The organism is Brucella rhizosphaerae, assembly GCF_002252475.1.
Lineage (GTDB): Bacteria > Pseudomonadota > Alphaproteobacteria > Rhizobiales > Rhizobiaceae > Brucella > Brucella rhizosphaerae.
On the sequence record NZ_NNRK01000026.1, the window covers coordinates 294,988 to 319,035 of the forward strand.

The window sequence follows — 24,048 nt, forward strand, 5'->3', positions numbered from 1 at the left end:
GATTGGGAAAGAGAAGGCCAGAACGGTTCTGGTTCAAACGGTATCGTTAAAACCACTCTATCGCTCGGCTTTGACCCGTTATCCAACACAAAACGGCTGTGCGCTTTTGTGTGAAGTATCCTGAAAAGACAAATGGCATCCGACGCGGGAGGAGGTGCGACGGATGCCATTATTGTCAGACCGGAATTGGGAGGAGGAGAGACCGGTCTTGGTATCGCAAAGCATGGGAGGAGGAGTGCTTTGCGACGAACCGAGCCTGATGGGAGGAGGATTCAGGCTCAGGAAACTGAAATCTGATTAGCGTGCCTTGGACTGACGCGCTACATAAGGAATGTCTGCGCGGGAAATGCCAAGGTCGTTCAGTTCGCGAGTCGAGAGCTGGTTCAGCTCATTGACAGTATCGCGATAACGGCGCCAGTTGTTGTAAGAGCGGAAAAGGTTCATGGTGTTATTCCTTCATCGTTGAGGAATTGGTGTTCAATTCATCTTGTTTGCTGCCCAGTATATAACTCATTGTTTTCGCTACTTGCAGACCCGAGTTTGCATAGCTGCCTTGCGGGTTCTGCACGACGCGCTAAATCGATTAGACTGGTCAGGCACACAATTGCCTCAAACTGATTTGCGCTAACTATTTGCCGGCTGGCGAGTTTCCTATATGTTCTCAGTCACTTGTATTAGGCTTTGCATCAACAGATAGATTCTTCGGGAGTTGTTTTGTCGTTTTCAGTTTCTGTAGAGCGCCTGATTGAGCGCTGGCAGCATGACGGACTTATCGATGCCGAAACGGCGTCGCGCCTGAATGTTGATCTCGAAAAACGTGGTCCCCGCTTCAGCCTTGGCTCGGTCCTGGCGACACTTGGCGGATTGTTGCTGGGAGCTGCGGTCATCATGCTGATCGCCGCCAACTGGCAGGACATGCCGCGCATTATGCGTATCGGGCTGATCTTTGTATTGATCTGGGCCTGCTATCTGGGTGGCGCATGGCGACAATCACGCGGCGACAGGATATTGCCGCCAGCGCTTTACATAATCGCTGCATCGTCCTTTGGTGCTGGCATAGCACTGGTCGGTCAGATGTATCATCTGTCGGGCGATGTGCATTCGGCAGCACTCGTCTGGGCAGGTGGTGTTCTGGCATCCGCTTTCCTGTTGCGATCGCCGGTGCTGACAGCTTTTGGTGCGGGCGTGGCGTGCTTCTATCTGTCTACATACGCTTTCAACAATAACTATGGTGATTTCAGCTATCGCTGGATAGGACCACTGCTTGTTCTTGTAGGCGCTGGCGCTGCACGTTTTACGCGCTCCCGGCACGCCGCGCATCTATGGTGCCTGTTTGTTTTAGGCTGGGCTGCTCTTCTTTATTCTGAGCATGAAAGCCGTGAGATTCTCGGCATGATGTTGATCGTCGGCATTGCCTTGATGCTGGCGGACGCTTTTGCGCACGAAGCTTTGCAGAAACTGACGCGATTTGCGCACCCTTTGGCTTCCTATGGATTGTTGCTTGCATTGATGGCCCTTGGCATTCTGCAAATTGACCGAATGGTCTCGTCCATCTTCGATCAGGACATCGCACATGATGTCATTTATGGCATTCTGATATTGGCACTTTCCATCGGTGCGCTCGCATTGTGTGGACGAGATAATGGCAGCTTGCGTTCGATTGCCTATGCGGCCTTCTCCTTTGAAGTGCTTTATCTTGCCTTCTCGACCGTTGGATCGATGATCGGCACTTCCGGCTTCTTCCTCACTGCGGGCGTTCTGGTGCTGCTGCTTGCTGCCTTTGTGCGTCGTATGGAGAACAGGTTTGGGCGAAAGCGCGGGCTGGAGGTGCAGTCATGAGCATCTTTAAAAATAAATGGCTCTATGCCGGCGCAGTTGCGGCGGCGTTGCTTCAAACAGGCGTTCTTTATGCGAGCATTGAAAAGCGTGCGTCGGTATTGCGTTCCGGGCATGAGATTGTGTTGCAGGCGCGACCGGTTGACCCCCGCGATCTGATGCGTGGCGATTATGTGATCCTTGGCTACGAGATCACATCGGTTGACCGAAAGATTATTCAGGGAACACCTGCCGATGGCGCTCGCGATGTCTATGTGGCACTGAAGCCTGATGCTGGCGGCATCTGGAAAATCTCGCGGGCATCATTCATACCGCTCACGGATTTGGCTTCTGATGAAGTCCAGATTCTGGGGCAATCAACCTATGGTATTTCGGATTATCCCGATGCGGTAATCAGTCTGAACTATGGCATAGAGCGCTATTACGTACCTGAAGGTGAGGGCCGTGCAATCGAAGACAGCCAGCGTGATTTGCAAATCACCGCTGTGGTCGTTGTCGATGATGCGGGCACTGCTGTCATGAAAGCCTTACGCGATAACGGCAAGCAACTTTATCAGGAGCCGCTCTATTAAAGCGCATCTCTAAAGGCGTGCAAAGGCTGTGGGACAAGGTGCGCGCAACAACGGAATATTGGAGCGCGATCTGATTTAATTGGATTGAAAAGTGCTCTAATGTCGTTCCGATTGAAAAGGGGCTTGGCTAAGGCGACAAGATCGCTATATAGGGGCGGACAGAACGAAAGCGCTTCGGCTTGAAAGAGCTGGCAAATCAATGCCGGTAAAACGGCTTTTTTCCTTTGAACCGGGAAAATTGAATGATATAGAGACGCGCGCTTTCGAGAGGCGGTTCAATAACTGAGGCGAATTTAGTGCATTCGGTGGAATGTACTTCGGTTCAGAGGCGGATATGGCGAAATTGGTAGACGCACCAGATTTAGGTTCTGGCGGGAGACCGTGGGGGTTCGAGTCCCTCTATCCGCACCAACTGCTATGAGGCAAAAGAATTTCTCTCCCGCGACAAGGCAATATACGCCAGTAACGGCGGGACAATGACAAGAAGTGAAGGTTTGAACATGCAGGTTACCGAAACGCTCAATGAAGGGCTGAAGCGCGAGATTAAAGTCGTGGTTCCGGCCGGAGATCTCGAAGCCAAGCTCTCTGAGCGGCTCGAAACTGCGCGTGGTCGCGCCAAGATCAACGGCTTCCGTCCAGGCAAAGTGCCAACAGCACATCTGCGCAAGACCTATGGCAAGTCCTTCATGGCTGAGATCGTGAACGAAATCCTCAACGATTCGTCGCGTTCGATCCTTGCTGACCGCAACGAAAAGTCGGCAACGCAGCCTGTAGTTTCGATGCCGGAAGACGAAAAAGAAGCCGAACAGATTCTTGACGGCAAGGCCGATTTCGTTTTCTCGCTGACTTACGAAGTTCTGCCAGCAATCGAAGTCAAGGATTTCTCCAAGATCGCTGTTACCCGTGAAGTCGTCGACATCGCTGATGAAGAAGTAGACGAACAGGTTAAGCGCATCGCTTCTTCGACTCGCACTTTTGAGACCAAAAAGGGCAAAGCCGAAAACGAAGATCGCGTAACGATCGACTATCTCGGCAAGCTTGATGGCGAGCCATTTGAAGGCGGCGCAGACACTGATGCGCAGCTCATTCTCGGTTCGGGCCAGTTCATTCCTGGCTTTGAAGAGCAGCTCGTTGGCGTTAAGGCTGGCGATGAGAAGGTCATCAACGTAACCTTCCCAGCTGAGTATGGCGCAGCCCATCTCGCAGGTAAGGAAGCTACCTTCGACATCACCGTCAAGGAAGTTGCCAAGCCAAACGAACTCGTTCTCGACGATGAAACTGCAAAGAAGCTCGGCATCGAATCGCTTGAGCGTCTGCGTCAGGTTGTTCGTGAGCAGATCGAAAGCCAGTACGGCCAGATCACTCGCCAGAAGGTTAAGCGTCAGATTCTCGATGCTCTCGATGGCGATTACCAGTTCGAAACTCCAGAGAAGCTTGTTGATGCAGAGTTCAACAACATCTGGCAGCAGATCAATTTTGACCTGCAAGAGGCTGGCCGCACGTTCGAAGATGAAGAAACCACTGAAGAAGCTGCTCGCGAAGAATACCGCAAGCTTGCTGAACGCCGCGTTCGTCTCGGTCTGGTTCTCTCCGAAATCGGTGAAAAGGCTGGCGTAGAAGTTTCTGAAGAAGAACTGCAGCGCGCTGTTTATGATCAGGTACGTCGCTACCCAGGTCAGGAAAAGGAAATCTACGAATTCCTGCGCAAGACGCCGGATGCAGTTGCTAACCTTCGTGCGCCTATCTTTGAAGAGAAGGTCGTTGACCATCTGCTCGCAAACATCAACGTGACCGACAAGAAGGTTTCGAAGGAAGAGCTGACTGCAGACGACGAAGATGCAACTTCGGAAGCAAAGCCAGCCAAGAAGGCTGCTGCGAAGAAGAAAGCTGCTCCTAAGAAGAAGGCAGAAGAAAAGTCTGAAGAGGCTTAATTCTTCTCTCCTGAAATTTATTGAAAAGGCCGCGCACAGCGCGGCCTTTTTATTTGTTCAAAGTGAATTTGGTCAGCCATTAAAAGGAGCTATGACATGAATGATCTGCCATATCTCCAATTAGCGGTGACGATGCTGGACGAGCCTCATGAACCTGTCTGGCCACGAGATACTATGATAGGGCGATTTTCTGAGGAAACGGCACGGCGCGCACATGCATTGCTGGTTACTTCCTATGCCAATGGTGGTGGCTCTGTCGAAGATTTTGACAGCTGGTATCGTGGACTGATCGCCGATAGCGAGTATGATCCGGACCTGACCATACCGGTTCTGGATCTGTCCGGTCGGATCGTGGCTTTTGCGCAATGCTGGAACAGCGGCTTTGTCAAGGATCTGGTTGTTGATCCGGACAGGCGACGAGAAGGACTGGGAGAGGCGCTTCTGCTTCACATCCTCAGGCTTTTCTTCTATCGCGGACAGCATACAGTCAGTTTGAAAGTTGAGTTGAACAATCCCTCTGGTGCCGAAAGGCTTTACCGGCGAATTGGGTTTGAAAACGTTCTTTCGGCCAAAGCGGCCACGAATCCCTGAGCAAATTGCCGTGAAAGGCAGAGAAGGCTTGCCAGTCTGCGCCGTTTGTTTTAGCCAAAGTCAGACAAAATTTTTGCTGCGCATTGCGTCGCACAGGAAAAGATAGACGAGTTACTATGACCCTTATCGATACGCGTACGCCTGAACCAAAACGCTTCATCTCTGGCGCCACCGGCGACTGGGAAGTCGTCATTGGCATGGAAGTCCACGCTCAGGTCACGTCCGAGTCGAAGCTGTTCTCCGGCGCTTCCACGTCGTTTGGTGCAGAACCGAATGCCAATGTGTCTCTGGTGGATGCCGCGATGCCGGGTATGCTGCCGGTCATCAATGTGGAATGCGTTAAACAGGCTGTACGTACTGGTATTGGCCTTAATGCACAGATCAATCTGAAATCGGTTTTTGACCGCAAAAACTATTTCTATCCAGATCTGCCGCAGGGCTATCAGATTTCGCAGTTCAAGCAGCCGATTGTTGGCGAAGGCAAGATCATGATTTCGGTCGGCCCTGACAATAAGGGCCAGTTCGAAGATGTCGAGATTGGTATTGAACGTCTGCATCTTGAACAGGATGCCGGCAAGTCGATCCACGATCAGCATCCAACCATGTCTTATGTCGATCTGAACCGTTCTGGCGTGGCACTGATGGAAATCGTGTCCAAGCCGGATTTGCGTTCGTCTGACGAAGCGCGCGCTTACCTGACCAAGTTACGCACGATTGTTCGCTACCTTGGCACTTGTGACGGCAACATGGACGAAGGCTCGATGCGTGCTGACGTGAACGTTTCCGTGCGTCGTCCGGGTGGTGAATTCGGTACGCGTTGCGAAATCAAGAACGTAAATTCCATTCGCTTTGTTGGTCAGTCGATCGAGTATGAAGCGCGCCGCCAGATTGCAATTCTGGAAGATGGTGGCTCGATTGATCAGGAAACCCGTCTGTTTGATCCAGTCAAAGGCGAGACGCGCTCGATGCGTTCGAAGGAAGAAGCGCACGATTATCGCTATTTCCCGGATCCTGATCTTCTGCCGCTTGAGTTCGATCAGGCTTTTGTTGACGCGCTGGCTGCTGAATTGCCTGAACTGCCAGACGTCAAAAAAGACCGTCTTGTCGAAAAGCTTGGCATTTCTGTTTATGATGCGTCAATTCTGGTCTCGGAAAAGGCAATTGCCGACTATTATGAAGCGGTTTGTGATGGCCGTGACGGCAAGGCCGCCGCAAACTGGGTCATCAATGATCTCCTTGGCGCGCTGAACAAGGCCAGCAAGGATATCGAAGAATCGCCTGTTTCTCCGGCCCAGCTTGGCGCTATCATCGATCTGATTAAAGACGGAACCATTTCCGGCAAGATCGCCAAGGAGCTGTTCGAGATTGTCTGGAATGAAGGTGGTGATCCAAAGCAGCTCGTTGAAGATCGTGGCATGAAGCAGGTTACTGACACTGGTGCCATCGAAAAGGCCGTTGACGATATCATCGCTGCCAACCCGGACAAGGTTGAGCAGGCCAAGGCCAAGCCAACCATGGCTGGCTGGTTCGTTGGTCAGGTCATGAAGGCAACGGGTGGCAAAGCCAACCCGCAGGCCGTGAACGATCTGGTCAAATCCAAGCTTGGGATTGAAGAATAATGTGGGTTCGCAGCGCCAGTGAAGCCGATCTGAAGGCCGTGCATGAACTGCTGGTTTCGACCTGGCATGCAACCTTTGACGATATTATTGGCCGGGAGATGGTGAATACCGTCACCGGTCAATGGCACTCGGTTGCAGCTTTGAAAGCCAATCTGAAGAAGCCTTATTCGGAATTCATTGTCGCGGATAATGGTGCAGGTGGTATTGATGGAATGGCTTTCGCAAGCCAGACCGGCGACGGTAAAGCCTCGCTTCACCAGCTTTATGTTCGTCCTGATGCGCAGGTGCAGGGCATTGGCACTATGCTCCTTGCGGAAGTCGAAATGGCTTTTCCGGGCGTGAACACGATGCGGCTTGAAGTGATCGAGCGGAATGCAAAGTCTGTTCGCTTTTATGAACGCAAAGGCTACGCGCAGGTTGGTCGCAGTGAAGATTGGGGTGATCCCAATTGCAAGGAACCTGTATTGATTATGGAAAAGTCTCTCGAAGGCTGGTCTATGTAAACATTCTTGCCGCTGCATCATACTCTTGTGACAGCGGCAACTTGCCCCTTGCCTTGGGCCTTTGATAGGGCCATAAGCGTTGAAAACCCGGTAGTTCTTCTGCCTGTGGCAATAACGGATCTGGATAGGTCATGAAGAAATTTCTTACACAAGTCTTCACCTGGTGGAACGGCCAGACGCTCGGCACCCGCCTTCACACATGGCGTAAGGGCGAGCGCGTAGGCGAAGACGAGTTCGGCAATGTCTACTATCAGGGTGGCAAAGACTCTGAAGGTCGTACACGTCGTTGGGTCATTTTTAATGGCTATGCAGAAGCAAGTGCTATTCCTCCGGGCTGGCATGGCTGGATGCATCACCGCGTTGATACACCGCCAAGCAAAGAAGATTACAAGCCGCGCGACTGGCAGAAGCCACATTTGCAGAACCTCACCGGTTCGCCACTGGCGTATCGTCCAAAAGGTTCGATTGCTATTCCGGGCACTCAGCAAGCTGAACGGCCGCGCGTAACCGGCGAATATGATGCCTGGACACCTGGCAACTAGTTAACTGAATTACTATCCGGCATGACATTTCACGCCGGATTTTTCATCTCCGATCGCCATCCGGTGAAAGGTTTTGAGGATAGAGGCGCTGGCCAAGTGCTGTGGGTTCATTGTTGCTTGCAGCAGGGCAACGAATCGTCACATTTCATGCTTAGGAATTATTCCGGCTTTTTAATTCACCATTTTGATGCGGATATCCGTTTTGACGAAGCATTCTCCCTGCAAGGCTGGTAATGGAAAGAACTGGATCAGCAAGGCGGTACAAGTCGCTTTGATTGCGCTCTTTTCAAGCACAAGCGGCATTCACATTGCTCAGGCTGAACGGATATCGAACCCAGTAGCCGAATTCTCGGGACTGGATAAAATTACAGGTCGCATCACAAGTTTTGACGTTTACATCAACGAGACCGTACAATTCGGTGCGCTGCAGGTGACGCCGAAAGTATGCTATTCCCGCACGGAAAATGAAGCGCCACGTACGGATGGTTTTGTCGAAGTCGAAGAAATCACACTGGACCGCAAGATTCGTCGCATTTTTACGGGCTGGATGTTTGCCGATAGTCCAGGTCTCAATGCTGTCGAGCATCCGATTTATGACGTGTGGTTGAAGGACTGCAAGCAGAAGTCAGATGTTCCGCCGCCAGATCAGCGAAAATAATTCAGAGAAAAGTGCAGAGCCGTTCTGACGACGCGGCTTTAACCGCGACTGCGCGCCACGACATCAAAATGTAGCGTGGCCTTGAAGCGCTTGCTCAAGCAGCACTTCGTATTTTTTCCGCTTCACCTCGATTGCACCGAATCGCTCGAGATGTGCGGTGGTGAACTGCGTATCCAGCAGGACAAATCCTTTCCGGTTCAAATGCTCGACCAGATAGGCGAGGCAGACTTTCGAGGCATCGCGCTTGCGTGTAAACATGCTTTCGCCAAAGAATGCGCGACCAAGCGTGACGCCATAAAGCCCACCGACGAGTTGTCCGTCGTGCCATGCTTCGACGGTGTGGCAATGTCCGGCTTCAAACAGCTTGCCATATGCCTCGCGGATTGGACCATTGATCCATGTGCGGGCACGTTCGCCTGAACCGCTTGCGCAGCCGTCGACAACGCCCTCGAAATCACTATCGAGCCTGATCTCAAAAATAGCTTGTCGGATTGTTTTCTGGAGGCTTTTCGGGATGTGAAAGCCATTAAGCGGGATGATACCGCGCTTTTCAGGACGCACCCAGAAAATCTCCGGATCATCCGCTTCTTCGGCCATCGGGAAAACCCCGGTGGCATAGGCCCGCAGGAGCAGCTCCGGCTCGATCGAATAGTCGTCCGGGGAGGCTCCTGCGGTCACTTTACTTATGCACCTGGTGTTTCTGACTGCTTGGCCAGATATTTTTCCAGCCAATGAATGTCATAGTCGCCATTGGCGATGTCCTGATTGGAAATCAGGTCCTGGAACAGGGGCAGGGTCGTTTTGACGCCATCGACCACGAACTCATCAAGTGCACGACGCAGACGCATCATGCATTCAACGCGATTGCGACCGTGTACGATGAGCTTGCCGATAAGGCTGTCATAGTAAGGTGGGATGCGGTAGCCGGAATAGACGCCCGAATCCACGCGAATGCCGAGGCCGCCCGGAGTGTGGTAATGCGTGATAAGACCTGGCGATGGAGTAAAGTTACGCGGATCTTCAGCATTGATGCGGCATTCGATAGCGTGACCCGAAAAACGGACTTCGTCCTGCTTGACCGAAAGGCCGAGACCAGCCGCAACACGGATCTGCTCGTGAACAAGATCGATGCCGGTGATGGCTTCGGTAACCGGATGCTCCACCTGCAAACGGGTGTTCATTTCAATGAAATAGAACTCGCCGTTTTCATAAAGGAACTCGATCGTGCCCGCACCGCGATAGCCGAGATCAGCAACAGCGTTGGCGCAGATCATGCCGATTTTGTGGCGTGCTTCTGCGTTGAGCGCTGGCGAATTGGCTTCTTCCCAGACCTTCTGGTGACGGCGCTGCAAGGAGCAGTCACGTTCACCAAGATGGATTGCATTACCAGCACCGTCGCCCATGACCTGAACTTCGATGTGACGTGGCTTTTCGAGATACTTCTCGATATAGACTGCGTCGTCACCGAATGCTGCACCAGCCTCGGTACGAGCGGTCGAAAGCGCTATCGAGAGGTCTTCCTCGGTTTTCGCGACCTTCATACCGCGTCCACCACCGCCGGCAGACGCCTTGATGATGACGGGATAGCCGATTTCTTTGGCAACGCGCGCGGCTTCAACATCGTCGGTTACGCCGCCGTCCGAACCCGGAACGACCGGAATACCAAGGCGCTTTGCAGTGCGCTTGGCCTCGATCTTGTCGCCCATAATGCGGATATGCGATGAGGTTGGTCCGATAAAGGTAATGCCGTGTGCTTCAAGAATTTCAGCAAACTTGGCATTTTCCGAAAGGAAGCCGTAACCCGGATGGATCGCATCCGCGCCCGTGATTTCGCAAGCGGCAACGATTTGATGAATATTCAGATAGCTGTCGCGTGATGGAGGTGGTCCAATGCACACGCTTTCATCCGCAAGGCGAACATGCATCGCATCGGCATCTGCCGTTGAGTGAACAGCGACCGTCTTGATGCCCAGTTCTTTACAAGCCCTGAGCACACGAAGAGCGATTTCGCCACGATTGGCTATGAGTATCTTTTGAAACATTGCGCTTTGCTGCCCGTTCATTGAATAAGCCGAAGTTCTTCTGACCAGATGATCGTCTTATTCGATGATGACGAGCGGCTCGCCGAATTCGACGGGCTGTGCGTCTTCAATCAGAATAGCCTTGACCGTACCGGCGCGCGGGGCAGCGATCTGGTTCATGGTCTTCATAGCTTCGATGATGAGGAGCGTCTGGCCTTCCTTAACCTGCGTACCAACTTCAATGAAGTTGCGTGCGCCGGGGGCAGGGGCAAGATAAACAGTGCCGACCATAGGCGAAGGAACGGCGTTTTTGGCCAATTCTGCCTTGGTTGGTTCTGCGGCAACAGCAGCGACAGGTGCAGCAGCTACTGGTGCGGCCTGCATTACGGTGGCAGCAGCCTGAACCGTTACCTTGCGCGAAACGCGAATACGCAGATCGCCATGCTCGACTTCGATGTCGGTCAGGTCGGTTTCATTGAGGATGTCCGCGAGATCGCGGATAGTTTCCTTGTCGATGACGGAAGTTTTGCTGGACATATTAGGCCCCTTTTACGCTTTGCCCGTTGTTTTCTTCTTCTTTGGCAATTGCCGCGAGTGCGCGCAGGCCGAGCAGGTATCCTTCCGCGCCAAAGCCGCAGATGACGCCTTTGGCGACTGCGGAGACATAGGAGTGATGCCGGAAAGCTTCACGCGCATGAATGTTCGACAGATGCACTTCTACGACCGTAACCTTGGCCGAGCGGATTGCATCATGAATAGCAACCGAAGTGTGGCTGTAGGCAGCAGGATTAATCAGGACATAGGCATTCTTATCGCCTGCTTCCTGAATCCAGCTAACCAGATCACCTTCGTAATTGGTCTGACGAAAATCGACCGTAAGGCCCAGTTGTTCAGCCTCACGCTTGCAGCCCGCTTCGATGTCATCGAGCGTTGCCACACCGTATATGCCTGGCTCACGCTTCCCAAGAAGATTGAGATTGGGGCCATTCAGAACAAAAACTGTTTTCACTATATTCGTCCGTGATCGATAACGGGCCTGTTACGAAATTTCGATTACACTTCGCATTCCATATAGAGGGCTTGGACGCAAGCCGAAACCCTCTAATTCAATGCTAATGTTTCACTACAGCGTTTTTCCCGCTATTCTTTGTGGAATGGACGCAATATGTGGCAAAAATAGTAATTTAGAAGACGTGATTTATTGATCGTGTCTCGTGTGTTCTATGCAAGTACCCACGAGACACAGTCTTAATCAAATCAGCTTTTGCCAGCAGCACGAGCAGCGGCGATTCTTTCAATCAGGCCTTCCGCACCAATAGCGCCCGGAACAAGATCATTTCCAATGATATAGGATGGCGTACCGGTGATGTTGAGCTTGCTGGCAAGTTGATAAGTGCTCTGGAAAGAGCCCGTGATAGCAGGGTCTTTCATTTTCTCACGAAGCTTCGTTTCGTCTGCACCAAGCTTGACTGCGTCAGCAATGGCTGAATCTTCGGTGGCGCGCTCTTGTGCTCCGAGCAGCACTTCATGATATTGAGCATATTTTTCTGGCATCAATGCCCTGAATGCCTGCGCTACAATATGCGCGCGCATGGAATCCGGACCAAGGATCGGGAATTCTTTCATCACAAAGCGAACATTGGGGTCGTTCTTGAGGATTGCTTCCATATCTGGCAGCGCGCGCTTGCAGTAACCGCAATTATAATCGAAGAACTCGACAACAGTCACATCACCGTTCGGATTTCCAAAAACGGCATCGTGAGGCGAATTGTAAAGTTCGTCCTTGCTCGTAGCCAAAACGTCCTTGATCTGTGCCTGAGCAGTTTCGGCCTGCTTTTTTTCAAGTGCAGTCTGCACTTCGATCATGATCTCAGGGTTCTTCAACAAATAGTTGCGAACGATGTTTTCGACTGCTTGCTGCGACATGTCAGTTGAAGCAGGGGCTGCAACGGATGCTACCGGTGCTGACTGATGGGATGTTCCCGCAAAAAGACCTGCGGCGAGCGCCGCTGCGCCAACAACGGCACCTGCAATCGAGCCCAAAATTATTTTCTTCATACCAATCACTTTCATACGTTCTTAAAACTAGCTTGGGATATCGCCAAGGCGGTATCCGTGCATATCACTTGTTAGCTTTGGCGTTGATGATGTCCTGTGCACGCATCCAGTCTGGTGTTCCGGACTTCATCTGTTTCTGTGCGCGGATCGCAAAGATCTGAGCCTGCTGTAGTTTGCCGGAATAATAGTTCATATCCGCTGTGGCAAGGTCTGCACGCGCCATATCTCCAGACTGGCCATATGCTTGCGCCAGATAGCCATATCCGCCTGGAAACTCAGGGTCTGCCGCAATACCTGCTTTAAGCTCCCTGATTGCGGTAGGCATATTAGCTTTTGTTCCGGTAAGCATCGAAGCACGACCATAGCTCATACGAAGGAGCGGGGATTTGCGCGTGTCGAGTGAAACGGCGCGCTGGAAAGCCTTGGCTGCGGCTTGAGGATTGTTTGCTTTGATAAGAACTTCGCCCATCATTTCCTGGAAGTATGGGTTCTTTGGCTGTTCTTTGATGAGTGCATCGAACTTGGGCATCGCAGCGCGTGCTGAGCCATTCAGAAAAGTTGTGATCGCACTACCGTAACGGGCTGGCAAACCACCGGGGTTGCCACGGAACATGCGCTGCAATGCACCCATATTGTTGGAATAGGCTGCAATTTTTGCACGCGCCATATCATGTCTCAGCTGAAGAGCAGCCGAATCCGTTTTGTTGTAATTGGGGCTCTTTTTGGCAAGTTCTTCAAGATTGGAAATGCGTTCGCGCGGCAGCGGATGGCTGATGCGATATTGGTCGATCTGTGTACCAGACAGCGAAAGAGCGGAGGCGAAACGCTGAAACGTATCCAGCATGCCTTTTGTGGATTGACCGGTGGCATTGAGATAGTTCACGGCCAGCCGGTCGGCCGTCATCTCTTCGGTACGCTGATAGCTGAGCAGGGTTCGCATTGCCATTTCAGTACTGCCCATAGCGATGCCACCGCCAGCACCCGCAGCGGCGCCACTGCCAGTTGCAGCACCAGCAACGCCAGCACCAACACCGAGAAGCATGCCGATAACGGCCATTGTTCGTGCACGACTTAACTGCTCACGCAAGCGATCCTGATGGCCGCCTGCAATGTGCCCGGCTTCATGTGCGATAACACCGATAATTTCGTTGGGCGTTTCCGCCTGCATGATTGCGCCGGTATTGATGAAAATACGGCGACCGTCGACGAAAGCATTGAAACTTTGGGAATTGACGAGAATAACGCGGACACCGCGTCCGCCCAACCCGGCAACTTTAAGGATAGGGGCTGCATAATCGGCAACAAGCGCTTCAATTTCGGCATCGCGCACGATGGGAACGCCACCACCACGTGATTGCGCCTGGGCAGGCAATACCCCCGTTATAGCAACAGCAAGTGCTGCAAAGGCAGCGACTGAACGGCGTATCACGCTTTGAAAAGAAAACGCTTTGGTCGGGAAAGTTGCAGTCATGCTCCCCATAGTGCTCCTCATCCTGCTCAAGCCAAACGAATACGAATCTTATAGCCCGGGCTTCAATTCATCGATAGAGCACATCGCCTGAATGCATTTATATCAATGCTGGCCATTGTTTTTGCTGTTGTCGCTGTTGCTTTACTATTCCGGCGATTATAGGGCGGGTGAGTTGCATTGCATTCCCTACTATTTGGAGGCCAAGTTGAATACTCTTTCCAACCGTAGCGCAGTCGAACCGTTTCACGCCATGGATGTTCTGGCGGAGGCCAATCGTCGTCGTGCTGCGGGCCATCCGATCATCTCGATGGCAGTCGGACAACCGGCAGATCCGGCACCGCAAATCGTGCGACTGGCTGCGGAGCGAGCTTTGAAAGATGGTCGTATCGGATACACTGACGCGCTGGGACTGATTGAGCTTCGCGAAGCTATTGCAGCGCATTATGCCGAAAACTATGGCGTAACAGTTTCGCCTGAGCGCATCGCGATTACCACAGGTTCATCGGCCGGATTCAATCTGGCATTTCTTGTTTATTTCGATCCTGGTGATCGTGTTGCGATTACGCGTCCGGGATATCCGGCTTATCGTAACATTCTGACAGCCCTTGGCCTCGAAGTGGTAGAGATCGCCAATGAGGGCGGTGCTTCGGGCGCGCTGACTGCCAAAGCGCTTGCGGCTGCTCATGCGGAAAAGCCGCTCAAAGGCGTGCTGTTTGCAAGCCCTGCCAATCCGACAGGTGCGGTGATCGACAAGCCGCAGCTAAAGGCGATCATCGAAACCGCCCGTGATCTTGGCATTCGCGTGATTTCAGACGAAATCTATCACCGGCTTTCTTATGAAACGGAAGACGTGACGGCACTACAGATCGCTGATGATGTGACCATCATCAATTCGTTCTCGAAATATTATTGCATGACCGGTTGGCGCATTGGCTGGATGGTTCTGCCAAGCGGTGACGTCCGCGCGATAGAACGTCTCGGGCAGAGCCTCTATATTTCGGCACCTGAATTATCTCAACGCGCTGCGATTGAAGCGTTTCATGCGACTGCGGAGCTTGAGCGCGTGAAGGACCGCTACCGGCAGAATCGTCAGATTCTGCTCGAACACCTTCCACGTATGGGGCTAAACCTTGCAGCACCGATGGATGGTGCATTTTACGCCTATTGCGATGTTTCGCGTTTCACCAATGACAGCATGGAGTTTGCACGTCGCATGATCGCTGAAACCAATATTGCGGCCACACCCGGTCGCGATTTTGATCCGATTGATGGTCATCGTACCATGCGCTTTTCTTATGCTGGCAAGGTCGAGGAAATGCTGGAAGTGGTGCGCCGCCTCGAAGAATGGCTTCCACAACAAAAAGCTTAAGCAAATATCGGCTAAAATAAAAAGAAAACCGGCGTTTCCGCCGGTTTTCTTTTGTTCTGTATTAAGTGGCCAGAGCTTAGAAGAAGCTCTTTTTCTGCCACCAACCGCCACGCTTTGGCTTCTGCTCTTCGGTCTCGCTCGATGTTACGACCGGCTCTGAAACCTTCTGTGGTTCTGTTACGGTAGCAACTTCGGCTTCTACAACAGCATCTTCCACTTCCGGCTTTGCAGCAGCCTTGCGGGTGCGGCGCTTCGGCTTTGAAGCTTCCGCGTCTTCAACCGGTGCGACTGCTTCTACAGGAGCTTCTTCCTCAGCAAGCTTCTTGCGCGAACGTGTCTTGCGTGCTGGCTTCGCAGGCTCTTCTGCCGTTTCAACTGCAACAACATCGTCAGAAGCAACATCTTCGCTTTTCGCAGGCTTGCGACCGCGTGGCTTACGAGCTGGCTTTGCAGGCTTTCCGTCAGCTTCCGCTGCAACTGCTTCCACAGGTGCAACCACATCAACCGTGACGGCTTCTACAGTTACGGTTTCGCTGACGGCGGCTTCTGTAACTTCCGCCTTTGGTGGGAAGACCGGCGTGTAGCCTACTGGCTCGGCATCAGGCACTTGCTTGACCTGAATTTCGTCTTCGCGACGGTTCTTGCGGCCACCACGGCGACCACGACGACGCTTTTTGCGACGATCTTCTTCGCTCTGCGAAGCGTTGCTCTGAGGGCTGGTGTCCTCATCTTCATCGCCATCTTCGTCCGAAGCTTCTGCGCCGGCTTCAGTCTGGTCCGTCTGTTCGCGATCACGACCGCCGCGACGACGGCGACGACGGCGACGCTTGCGATCGCCTTCTTCGCTGCTTTCTTCGCGAGGTTGTGGTTCAGCCTTGATTTCATCTTCGGCTTCATCGTCCTCAAGCGGAATCTCAGGATCTTCGATGTCATCCTCATAAACCATCGGCTGCACAGGCTGGACAGTAATAGGACGTGTCGAAGGCGCACCTTTGTCGATGACAAAGTGCTGATGGCCAACGCTTTCATCTGCATCGATGCTGATGTTGGCGCCAAAGCGGCCTTCCAGATCAGCAAGCAGCTGGCGCTTGTGGTTCAAAACATAAAGAGCCGATGCGGCAGGGGTGCGAACGACGATGTCGTAACCCGAATGACGCAGGAGATAATCTTCAATGCCGCGGATGATATGCAGAGCCATTGAGGAGTCAGAACGAATATGTCCTGTACCACCGCAATGCTGGCAAACCTGCATCGTGCTTTCAAGAACCGATGCGCGGATGCGCTGGCGCGACATTTCCAGAAGACCGAAATGCGATATACGGCCGACCTGAATGCGGGCGCGGTCGTCCTTGAGGCAATCCTTCATCTTCTTTTCGACAGCGCGGTTGTTGCGCTTTTCTTCCATGTCGATGAAGTCGACAACGATCAGACCGGCAAGGTCGCGCAGGCGCAGCTGGCGCGCGACTTCTTCGGCGGCTTCCAGATTGGTCTGGAGAGCAGTGTCTTCGATCGAGTGCTCGCGGGTCGAACGGCCCGAGTTTACGTCGATCGCAACCAGCGCTTCGGTCTGGTTGATAATGAGATAGCCGCCGGATTTCAGCGTTACCTGTGGCAGAAGCATACGATCAAGCTGTGCTTCAAGCCCGTAGCGCGTGAAGACAGGAACCGGTTCGCGGTAAGGCTGAACGACCTTGGCATGGCTCGGCATGAGCATGCGCATGAAGTCTTTTGCTTCGCGATAGCCATTCTCACCAGCGACCAGAATCTCGGTGATGTCCTTATTATAAAGATCACGGATCGAGCGCTTGATCAGACTGCCTTCTTCATAGACGAGGGCAGGCGCGGTTGATTGCAGCGTCAGCGAACGCACGTTCTCCCACATGCGCATCAGATATTCGTAATCGCGCTTTACTTCGGCCTTGGTGCGGTTTGCACCTGCCGTGCGTAGGATCACACCCATGCCCTGTGGCACTTCGAGTTCCTTGACGATTTCCTTAAGGCGCTTACGATCCTGTGGATTGATGATCTTACGCGAAATACCACCACCGCGTGCGGTGTTTGGCATCAACACGGAATAGCGACCAGCGAGTGACAGATAGGTCGTCAGAGCAGCGCCTTTATTGCCGCGCTCTTCCTTGACCACCTGCACCAGAATGATCTGGCGGCGCTTGATGACTTCCTGAATGTTGTATTGACGGCGATTGGTACGGCTGTGCGAAGGAAGTTCTTCCATCGCATCCTCGGAACCAACCGATTCAACCATGTCTTCTTCGTTCTCGACGTCCGAATCGTCATCATCGTCGCTGTTGTCAGTGTCGATGGCTTCGGAAATCACATGACCAGCCTGCTTCATCAGCGCAATGGCTGGTGTGCCAGGCACATAGTTTTCAAAAGCAGGGCCAACAGGTTCTGCCGCAGGCACGCCGTTGCGGGCTACGTTTGATTGCGAATCACCATTCTGACCATCACGACGTCCACGACGGCGATTGCGGCGCGAACGATCATTGTTCTTTGCCTTCGGTTCGTCTTCGTCGTCCTCACTGCGGGCTGCTTTGGCTTCCGCTTCGAGTAGCGCCAAACGGTCGGCAACCGGGATCTGATAATAATCCGGATGGATTTCAGAGAATGCGAGGAAGCCATGGCGATTGCCGCCATATTCCACGAATGCAGCCTGAAGAGATGGTTCGACGCGTGTAACGCGTGCGAGATAAATATTACCCTTTAGCTGCTTCTTGTGCTCTGACTCGAAGTCGAATTCTTCAATCTTGTTGCCACGCGTTACGATAACGCGGGTCTCCTCCGGGTGGGAGGCATCTATAAGCATTTTGTTGGACATTAGTGTCTTTCCTGCCGGCGCTAGGACGCAAGCCGCGTGCGCCGGACGAAACCCTGAAGGCTGTCGTCCTGGCTGGGATGCATCTGCCGAATGATATTGGGTTCGTCGGAATAAAAGCTGCTGTCCTTACGCGCGATGGCCTCGTGGCGATCACGGTCTTCAGGCTTGCAATGGTCAGTCTTGCTTGACCCATAGCTGTTCCGAACGAAACGACCTCATATATGACCCGAAAAAGCCGGGCCGACCTCTTTGCTCTTTCAGAGCGCTGGCGACAGCGCGTATCATTGCGCAGTCGGCCGATTAAAAAACGGAGGCGGCAGGGGAGCCGTATTCCGTTGAATTCTGTGCGGGTTATTGGGTGGTGAACTTAATACACCACTGTTTTTGCTATCTTTCCTCGCGCTCCGTTTTGAAAACCGGCAAACGATTCTGACAGCTACTCCATAACCTACCTTAGCTTTTATGGTGTCGTTTGAACTATGACAAGTATGAATATCAGTTGACACCTTCATCGTAATTTTGCCGAAAGGTGATTATAGAGCTCAAATAGGCCTGATGAGGCCAAGAAATGCGGGCGTAAAAGCCTTCGTTAACCATAATTTTGTACGGATAGATTTATGAAGTGCGCGCAATCACAGGCTATGGCGTAAATGTCCGGCCCAAGATTATTCCATACTGTTTAGATCGCGATTACGGATGCATTCTCTGAGCAATAGAAACGGAAGCCAAATAATGTCAGCTGTGCGATCGGTATCCGTGCTGCTGGTGATGATGTGCGCCGCTTTTTTTCACATTGGCTCGGCCATGGCCGCCGAGACTGGCAAAGCTCCGCTCTCAGCGCTCACCTATCGTATGGCCGGTGACGATTTGCGCATGCGTGTTGTCGTCATGTTTGATCGGGAGCCCGAATTCTCGACGCTGATGTTCGATAACCCACATCGGCTGGTTTTTGATCTTCCGGACACGCGTTTCGGTTTCGATGAAAAAAGCCTGGCGGCGAGGGGGATTGTCTCCCATGTTCGTTATGGGCTGGTTGGAAATAACCGTTCGCGTCTCATTCTTACGTTGCGTGGCCCGTTTAACGTCGAAAATATTCAGGTGATCAAGAACGAAACCGCTCCGGGCTATCGCCTTGTTGCAGATATCGTCGCGTCATCTGATCGTGAGTTTGCTGCCAGGCTTGCGGCTCAGCACGATGTCACCGGGTCGACCGAACGGAAACAGGGAACAGGGAACGCAGTTCTCTCGTCGCAGACCAGCGGCGCGCGTCCGTTCATTGTGATGGTTGACCCTGGTCATGGCGGTATCGATAGCGGCGCAGAAAGTCTGAGTGGCATCAAGGAGAAGGATCTGACACTCGCTTTCGGGCAGGAGTTGCGTGATCGCCTGGCGAAGGAAAAGAACATCAAAGTTTTGATGACCCGGGATGATGACACATTTCTTCGTCTATCGGAGCGTGTGCGTCTGGCACGCCAGCACGAGGCTGATCTTTTCATTTCGATTCATGCAGATACGATCAATCAGACCGATATTCGCGGCGCGACGGTTTATACTATCTCCGATAAGGCATCTGACTCTGTCGCACGTGCGATGGCTGAGCGTGAAAACAAATCTGACAGTATTGGCGGAGCGGTTCAGGAAGAATTGCCGGAAGTCGCCGACATTCTGCTAGACCTCACCAGACGTGAGACGCACACATTCTCTTTGAGCTTTGCTGAAAAGGTTATCAATGCCCTTCAAGGGGAAGTGAACCTGATCAACAACCCGCATCGCTTTGCTGGATTTCAGGTTCTGCGAGCGCCTGATGTGCCGTCGGTGCTGATTGAGATTGGTTATCTTTCCAATGCCGAGGATGAGAAGTTGATCAGCAATCCGGAGTGGCGTCGCAAACTGGCTGATCGCATAGCCCGGGCAATAAAAGCGTTTGAAGCGCAAAAGCATCCGGACACTTTGTCAAAAGGCTAGAATTATGTAATGTTTAGCGGGGCTTCATATTTACCCCTGCTTATAAGATGCATGGTTGCAACAGTTTTGTGTATTTTTGTCGTTGCCCTGCATTTGCATGCGTTTAATTGGTAAAAACACGGAAACGATCTTGCCTTTGACGCATTTGATGGTCACTAAACCATCTGTTGCCAATACGGCATTGATCGACGGGCACTTGATTTGACTGCTCCCTTATTTTTGCGACTGATCTGAAGGCAGGATTCCGGATTTATGGTAAGGCTTATCGGATATTTCTTCGGGATTGGAACCGTTCTGGCGCTTCTGGTGGCCGGCGGTGTTGCCATCTATATCGGAAGCCTCACAAAGGAACTGCCCGATTACGAAGTGCTCGCTAAGTACGAGCCGCCTGTCATGACGCGTGTGCATGCGTCGGACGGTAGCCTTATGGCGGAATATGCGCGTGAACGCCGCATGTATCTGCCGATCCAGGCTGTACCTAACCGCGTCAAAGCCGCCTTTATTTCAGCCGAAGATAAGAGCTTCTATGAGCATCACGGCCTCGATTTTGGTGGTCTTGCCCGTGCGATTCTGACCAATGTGAAGAACCTTGGATCAGGTCGTCGTCCTGTTGGCGCGTCCACGATTACGCAGCAGGTCGCAAAGAACTTCCTTCTGAGCTCGAACCAGACCTATGACCGCAAGATTAAAGAAGCGATTCTTGCGATGCGCATTGAGCAGGCTTATTCCAAGGATCGCATTCTTGAGCTCTATCTCAACGAGATTTTCTTTGGTCTGGGCTCTTATGGTATCGCCAGTGCTGCGCTGACTTATTTTGATAAATCGGTTGGTGAGCTGAGCATCGCTGAAACGGCTTATCTGGCAGCGTTGCCAAAAGGTCCGAATAACTACCATCCGTTCCGTTTCCCTGAACGCGCGATTGAACGCCGCAACTGGGTTATCGATCGTATGGCTGAAAACGGCTACATCACGACACAGGAAGCCGAAGAATCCAAGAAAGAGCCGCTGGGCGTAAAGACCCGCACAGCGACGCATTACCTGTTCGCTTCTGAATATTTCAGTGAAGAAGTGCGCCGCCAGATCATCCAGAAATATGGCGTCGATGCACTTTATGAGGGCGGTCTTTCGGTTCGTACCACGCTAAACCCAACCATGCAGGTTGAAGCGCGCAAGTCGCTGCAGGCTGCATTGCTTCGTTACGACGAAGCACGTGGCTGGCGTGGACCTTTGAAGCACGCTGAGCTTGGCAGTGACTGGGCTGGTGCTTTTGGTGACCTTCAAGCCTATCCTGACGTGCCTGAATGGCAGTTGGCTGTTGTCTTGAACGTTTCGGCAGCTGGTGCCGATATCGGTCTGCAGCCAGCTATTGAGGGTTCGGGATCGCGCAGTAAAGAGCGTACACGCGCGTTTATCGCTGCTGACGACATGAAGTGGGCGATGCGCGTTACCAATATTGGTGGCAAGCGTGGCAGCGCGAAATCGCCTGAAGGTGTTCTGAACGCTGGCGACGTTGTTTATGTTTCGAAAATCGGTGAAGGTGAATCCCGCTTCCGCCTCCAGCAACCGCCAAAGCTTCAGGGTGCACTGGTCGCTATGGACCCGCATACCGGTCGTGTTCTGTCGATGGTGGGCGGCTTCTCCTTCGGTGAATCCGAATTCAACCGTGCAACGCAGGCCTATCGTCAGCCGGGATCGTCGTTCAAGCCGTTCGTCTATGCTGCTGCTCTTGATAATGGCTACACACCAGCATCCGTTGTTCTGGATGGTCCACTTGAAGTCAATCAGGGTGGAGCGCTTGGTGTTTGGGCTCCGAAAAATTATTCCGGCAAATTCTCTGGTCCTTCGACCCTTCGTTACGGTATCGAACAATCACGTAACGTTATGACTGTGCGTCTTGCACAGGACATGGGTATGAAGACTGTCGCAGAATATGCGGAACGCTTCGGTATTTACGACAAGATGCTGCCGGTCCTGTCCATGGCGCTTGGTGCAGGCGAAACCACGGTTCTTCGCATGGTCACGGCTTATTCCGTTATCGCGAATGGCGGGCAGAGCATTACACCTTCAATGATCGACCGCATTCAGGACCGTTACGGCAAGACCGTCTTTAAGCACGACGCGCGCCAGTGCGAAGGCTGTAACGCTCAGCAATGGTCAAATCAGGAAGAGCCGACACTGATCGATAATCGCGATCAGGTACTCGATCCTATGACTGCGTATCAGATTACTTCGATGATGGAAGGCGTTGTGCAGCGTGGTACTGCACAGCTGTTGAAGAGCCTTGATCGTCCGCTTGCTGGTAAGACCGGCACAACGAATGACGAAAAAGACGCCTGGTTTGTCGGTTTTACACCTGATCTGGTTGTGGGTGTTTTCATGGGCTACGACACGCCAACTCCACTTGGACGTGGCGGCACGGGTGGTGGCTTGGCTGCACCTGTCTTTAAAGAGTTCATGAGCCAGGCATTGGTCAATACACCCAAAGTCGATTTCCGTGTTCCGGAAGGCATGACGCTGATTGCGATCAACCGTAAGACAGGCATGCGCACCAATCAGGGTGATCCAAACCTCATTATGGAAGCGTTCAAGCCTGGCACTGGCCCTTCTGACAGCTATTCAGTTATCGGGATGGATCAATTCCGTGAGGGATCACCGGTCCAGCCGCAATCGCCACAGGCGACCCGTGCGATCAATTCGGGTTCTGGCGGACTTTACTGACCTATCCCCCTTTACACTGCGTCGCGTGCTAATTATGGTCCGCGGCGCTTGAATGGCTTTCATGTCTTAGCCTTCTTGCGTTGAGGCAGAGCGCTTTTCTTTATGTGATGCGCTTCGGAACAATATGGATCGCTATGCGAACCTCTGTTCTCTCTCTCCACCTATGACTGACTTATTGAAGGAACGATTTGCCCATGCGCGCGGAAATCGAGACGCTGGTTGACGAAATCCAGCAGGCCATAAGCCTGCTGAGGAGGCATCTTTGACTGGGATCAGGCAATTAAACGTCTGGGCTATCTGAATCAGAGAGCTGAAGACCCCACCCTTTGGAATGATGCCCAGGAAGCCCAGAAGCTGATGCGCGAGCGCCAGCAGCTGGAAGATAGCATCAACGGCATTAACACGCTGAAACAGACGCTTAATGACAGTGTCGAACTCATCGCCATGGGCGAAGAGGAAGGCGACAAGTCGATTATTGCTGATGCGGAAAACACAATCCGCGAATTGAAGCAGGAAGTCGACAGGCGGCAGATTGACATGCTGCTTTCTGGTGAAGCGGATGCGAACGACACCTATCTTGAAGTACATGCCGGTGCAGGTGGTACGGAAAGCCAGGATTGGGCATCCATGCTTCTGCGCATGTATACACGTTGGGCTGAGCGCAGTGGACGCAAGGTCGAAGTGATGGAAGTGCATTACGGCGAAGAAGCCGGCATCAAATCAGCATCGCTCCTGATCAAAGGCCACAATTCCTACGGGATGGCAAAGACGGAATCAGGCGTTCATCGTCTGGTGCGTATTTCGCCTTACGATTCGAATGCACGTCGCCATACTTCGTTTGCGAGTATCTGGGTTTATCCGGTTATCGATGACAATATCGATGTGCAGGTGACTGAAGCCGATGTTCGTATCGATACCTATCGCGCTTCGGGCGCGGGCGGTCAGCACGTCAATACAACGGATTCGGCCGTGCGTATTACGCATATTGCCACCGGTATTGTTGTGCAGTGTCAGGCTGAACGGTCGCAGCACAAGAACCGCGAAAAAGCATGGTCGATGTTGCGCGCTCGTCTTTACGAAAATGAGCTGAAAAAGCGTGAAGAAGCGACTGATGCTGCCAATGCCAGCAAGACTGAGATCGGTTGGGGACATCAGATTCGTTCTTACGTTTTGCAGCCATACCAGTTGGTCAAAGACCTGCGTACGGGTGTTGAAAGCACCAATCCGCAGGAAGTGCTCGATGGTGCCGTTACGCCGTTCATGGAAGCCGCACTTGCTCACCGCATTCATGGCGGTGCTGAACTCATCGAAGATATCGATTGATACTTTGAGAGAGCCATATTCTGAAAAACCCGGCC

At 52.5% G+C, this 24,048-nt stretch carries 21 protein-coding genes and 1 tRNA gene; 14 read left to right on the plus strand and 8 right to left on the minus strand.

Features of this window, described 5'->3' with window-relative positions:
- Nucleotides 1–297 precede the first annotated feature (297 nt).
- Complete coding sequence (locus CEV32_RS10785; protein WP_094577128.1) at nucleotides 298–444, minus strand: DUF1127 domain-containing protein; 147 nt, start codon at nucleotides 442–444, stop codon at nucleotides 298–300.
- A gap of 270 nt (nucleotides 445–714) precedes the next feature.
- Here CEV32_RS10785 and CEV32_RS10790 point away from each other — a divergent pair, with 270 nt between their 5' ends.
- The 9 genes from CEV32_RS10790 (at nucleotide 715) to CEV32_RS10830 (ending at nucleotide 8,252) form a co-directional block, all read left to right on the plus strand.
- On the plus strand, nucleotides 715–1,839 hold the full coding sequence (locus CEV32_RS10790) for a DUF2157 domain-containing protein (RefSeq protein WP_094577129.1): 1,125 nt from the start codon (nucleotides 715–717) through the stop codon (nucleotides 1,837–1,839).
- Nucleotides 1,836–2,408: a GDYXXLXY domain-containing protein gene (locus tag CEV32_RS10795; RefSeq protein ID WP_094577130.1), complete on the plus strand. Its 573-nt coding sequence runs from the start codon at nucleotides 1,836–1,838 to the stop codon at nucleotides 2,406–2,408. Before CEV32_RS10790 ends, CEV32_RS10795 begins: the two co-directional genes overlap by 4 nt.
- Before the next feature lie 328 nt (nucleotides 2,409–2,736).
- Nucleotides 2,737–2,819, plus strand: a tRNA-Leu gene (locus tag CEV32_RS10800).
- An 89-nt stretch (nucleotides 2,820–2,908) separates the two neighbouring features.
- Nucleotides 2,909–4,339, plus strand: a complete 1,431-nt coding sequence (gene tig, locus CEV32_RS10805; protein ID WP_268876691.1) for a trigger factor — start codon at nucleotides 2,909–2,911, stop codon at nucleotides 4,337–4,339.
- A gap of 96 nt (nucleotides 4,340–4,435) precedes the next feature.
- Nucleotides 4,436–4,930: a GNAT family N-acetyltransferase gene (locus CEV32_RS10810; protein WP_235818793.1), complete on the plus strand. Its 495-nt coding sequence runs from the start codon at nucleotides 4,436–4,438 to the stop codon at nucleotides 4,928–4,930.
- Nucleotides 4,931–5,046: 116 nt separating this feature from the next.
- Nucleotides 5,047–6,549 carry an Asp-tRNA(Asn)/Glu-tRNA(Gln) amidotransferase subunit GatB gene (gatB, locus tag CEV32_RS10815; protein ID WP_094577132.1) on the plus strand — a complete coding sequence of 501 codons (1,503 nt, stop codon included), beginning with the start codon at nucleotides 5,047–5,049 and terminating at the stop codon, nucleotides 6,547–6,549.
- Entirely contained in the window at nucleotides 6,549–7,052 is a 504-nt protein-coding gene (locus tag CEV32_RS10820; RefSeq protein ID WP_094577133.1) for a GNAT family N-acetyltransferase, read from the plus strand. Before gatB ends, CEV32_RS10820 begins: the two co-directional genes overlap by 1 nt.
- 131 nt (nucleotides 7,053–7,183) lie before the next feature.
- Nucleotides 7,184–7,594, plus strand: coding sequence for an NADH:ubiquinone oxidoreductase subunit NDUFA12 (locus CEV32_RS10825; protein WP_094577134.1), 411 nt, complete (start codon nucleotides 7,184–7,186; stop codon nucleotides 7,592–7,594).
- A 187-nt stretch (nucleotides 7,595–7,781) separates the two neighbouring features.
- Nucleotides 7,782–8,252, plus strand: a complete 471-nt coding sequence (locus CEV32_RS10830) for a DUF2155 domain-containing protein (RefSeq protein WP_094577135.1) — start codon at nucleotides 7,782–7,784, stop codon at nucleotides 8,250–8,252.
- Between the two features lie 63 nt (nucleotides 8,253–8,315).
- Here CEV32_RS10830 and aat read toward each other — a convergent pair whose 3' ends face one another.
- The 6 genes from aat to CEV32_RS10860 all read right to left on the minus strand — a co-directional run bounded on the left by aat (nucleotide 8,316) and on the right by CEV32_RS10860 (nucleotide 13,811).
- Nucleotides 8,316–8,885 carry a leucyl/phenylalanyl-tRNA--protein transferase gene (gene aat, locus CEV32_RS10835; protein WP_094577471.1) on the minus strand — a complete coding sequence of 190 codons (570 nt, stop codon included), beginning with the start codon at nucleotides 8,883–8,885 and terminating at the stop codon, nucleotides 8,316–8,318.
- 50 nt (nucleotides 8,886–8,935) lie between these two features.
- Entirely contained in the window at nucleotides 8,936–10,294 is a 1,359-nt protein-coding gene (gene accC, locus CEV32_RS10840) for an acetyl-CoA carboxylase biotin carboxylase subunit (protein ID WP_094577136.1), read from the minus strand.
- Nucleotides 10,295–10,351: 57 nt separating this feature from the next.
- Nucleotides 10,352–10,810: an acetyl-CoA carboxylase biotin carboxyl carrier protein gene (gene accB / locus CEV32_RS10845; RefSeq protein ID WP_094577137.1), complete on the minus strand. Its 459-nt coding sequence runs from the start codon at nucleotides 10,808–10,810 to the stop codon at nucleotides 10,352–10,354.
- A 1-nt stretch (nucleotide 10,811) separates the two neighbouring features.
- Nucleotides 10,812–11,285, minus strand: a complete 474-nt coding sequence (gene aroQ / locus CEV32_RS10850) for a type II 3-dehydroquinate dehydratase (RefSeq protein WP_094577138.1) — start codon at nucleotides 11,283–11,285, stop codon at nucleotides 10,812–10,814.
- A gap of 245 nt (nucleotides 11,286–11,530) precedes the next feature.
- On the minus strand, nucleotides 11,531–12,331 hold the full coding sequence (locus CEV32_RS10855; RefSeq protein ID WP_094577139.1) for a DsbA family protein: 801 nt from the start codon (nucleotides 12,329–12,331) through the stop codon (nucleotides 11,531–11,533).
- 64 nt (nucleotides 12,332–12,395) lie between these two features.
- Nucleotides 12,396–13,811, minus strand: coding sequence for a M48 family metalloprotease (locus CEV32_RS10860; protein WP_094577140.1), 1,416 nt, complete (start codon nucleotides 13,809–13,811; stop codon nucleotides 12,396–12,398).
- 196 nt (nucleotides 13,812–14,007) lie between these two features.
- Here CEV32_RS10860 and CEV32_RS10865 point away from each other — a divergent pair, with 196 nt between their 5' ends.
- The gene (locus CEV32_RS10865; protein ID WP_094577472.1) at nucleotides 14,008–15,171 is read left to right on the plus strand and encodes a pyridoxal phosphate-dependent aminotransferase; all 1,164 of its coding nucleotides are present in this window, start codon (nucleotides 14,008–14,010) and stop codon (nucleotides 15,169–15,171) included.
- Nucleotides 15,172–15,247: 76 nt separating this feature from the next.
- Here the strand turns inward: CEV32_RS10865 and CEV32_RS10870 are convergent, their stop codons facing one another.
- Nucleotides 15,248–18,007 carry an Rne/Rng family ribonuclease gene (locus CEV32_RS10870; protein ID WP_094577141.1) on the minus strand — a complete coding sequence of 920 codons (2,760 nt, stop codon included), beginning with the start codon at nucleotides 18,005–18,007 and terminating at the stop codon, nucleotides 15,248–15,250.
- 2 nt (nucleotides 18,008–18,009) lie between these two features.
- On the opposite strand from CEV32_RS10870, the gene CEV32_RS10875 reads away from it, so the two are divergent.
- From CEV32_RS10875 to prfB, 4 genes are all read left to right on the plus strand, one after another.
- Nucleotides 18,010–18,195, plus strand: a complete 186-nt coding sequence (locus CEV32_RS10875) for a hypothetical protein (RefSeq protein ID WP_094577142.1) — start codon at nucleotides 18,010–18,012, stop codon at nucleotides 18,193–18,195.
- A gap of 544 nt (nucleotides 18,196–18,739) precedes the next feature.
- Nucleotides 18,740–19,972, plus strand: a complete 1,233-nt coding sequence (locus CEV32_RS10880; RefSeq protein ID WP_235818794.1) for an N-acetylmuramoyl-L-alanine amidase — start codon at nucleotides 18,740–18,742, stop codon at nucleotides 19,970–19,972.
- Between the two features lie 252 nt (nucleotides 19,973–20,224).
- A complete protein-coding gene (locus tag CEV32_RS10885) occupies nucleotides 20,225–22,690 on the plus strand; it encodes a penicillin-binding protein 1A (protein WP_094577144.1) in 2,466 nt (821 codons plus the stop codon).
- A 194-nt stretch (nucleotides 22,691–22,884) separates the two neighbouring features.
- Nucleotides 22,885–24,013, plus strand: a protein-coding gene (prfB, locus tag CEV32_RS10890; RefSeq protein WP_143128819.1) for a peptide chain release factor 2 whose coding sequence is annotated in 2 segments (ribosomal slippage) — nucleotides 22,885–22,953 and nucleotides 22,955–24,013 — 1,128 coding nt in all. Because the reading frame shifts where the segments join, the coding sequence is not laid out codon by codon here.
- The last annotated feature ends 35 nt before the right edge of the window (nucleotides 24,014–24,048 follow it).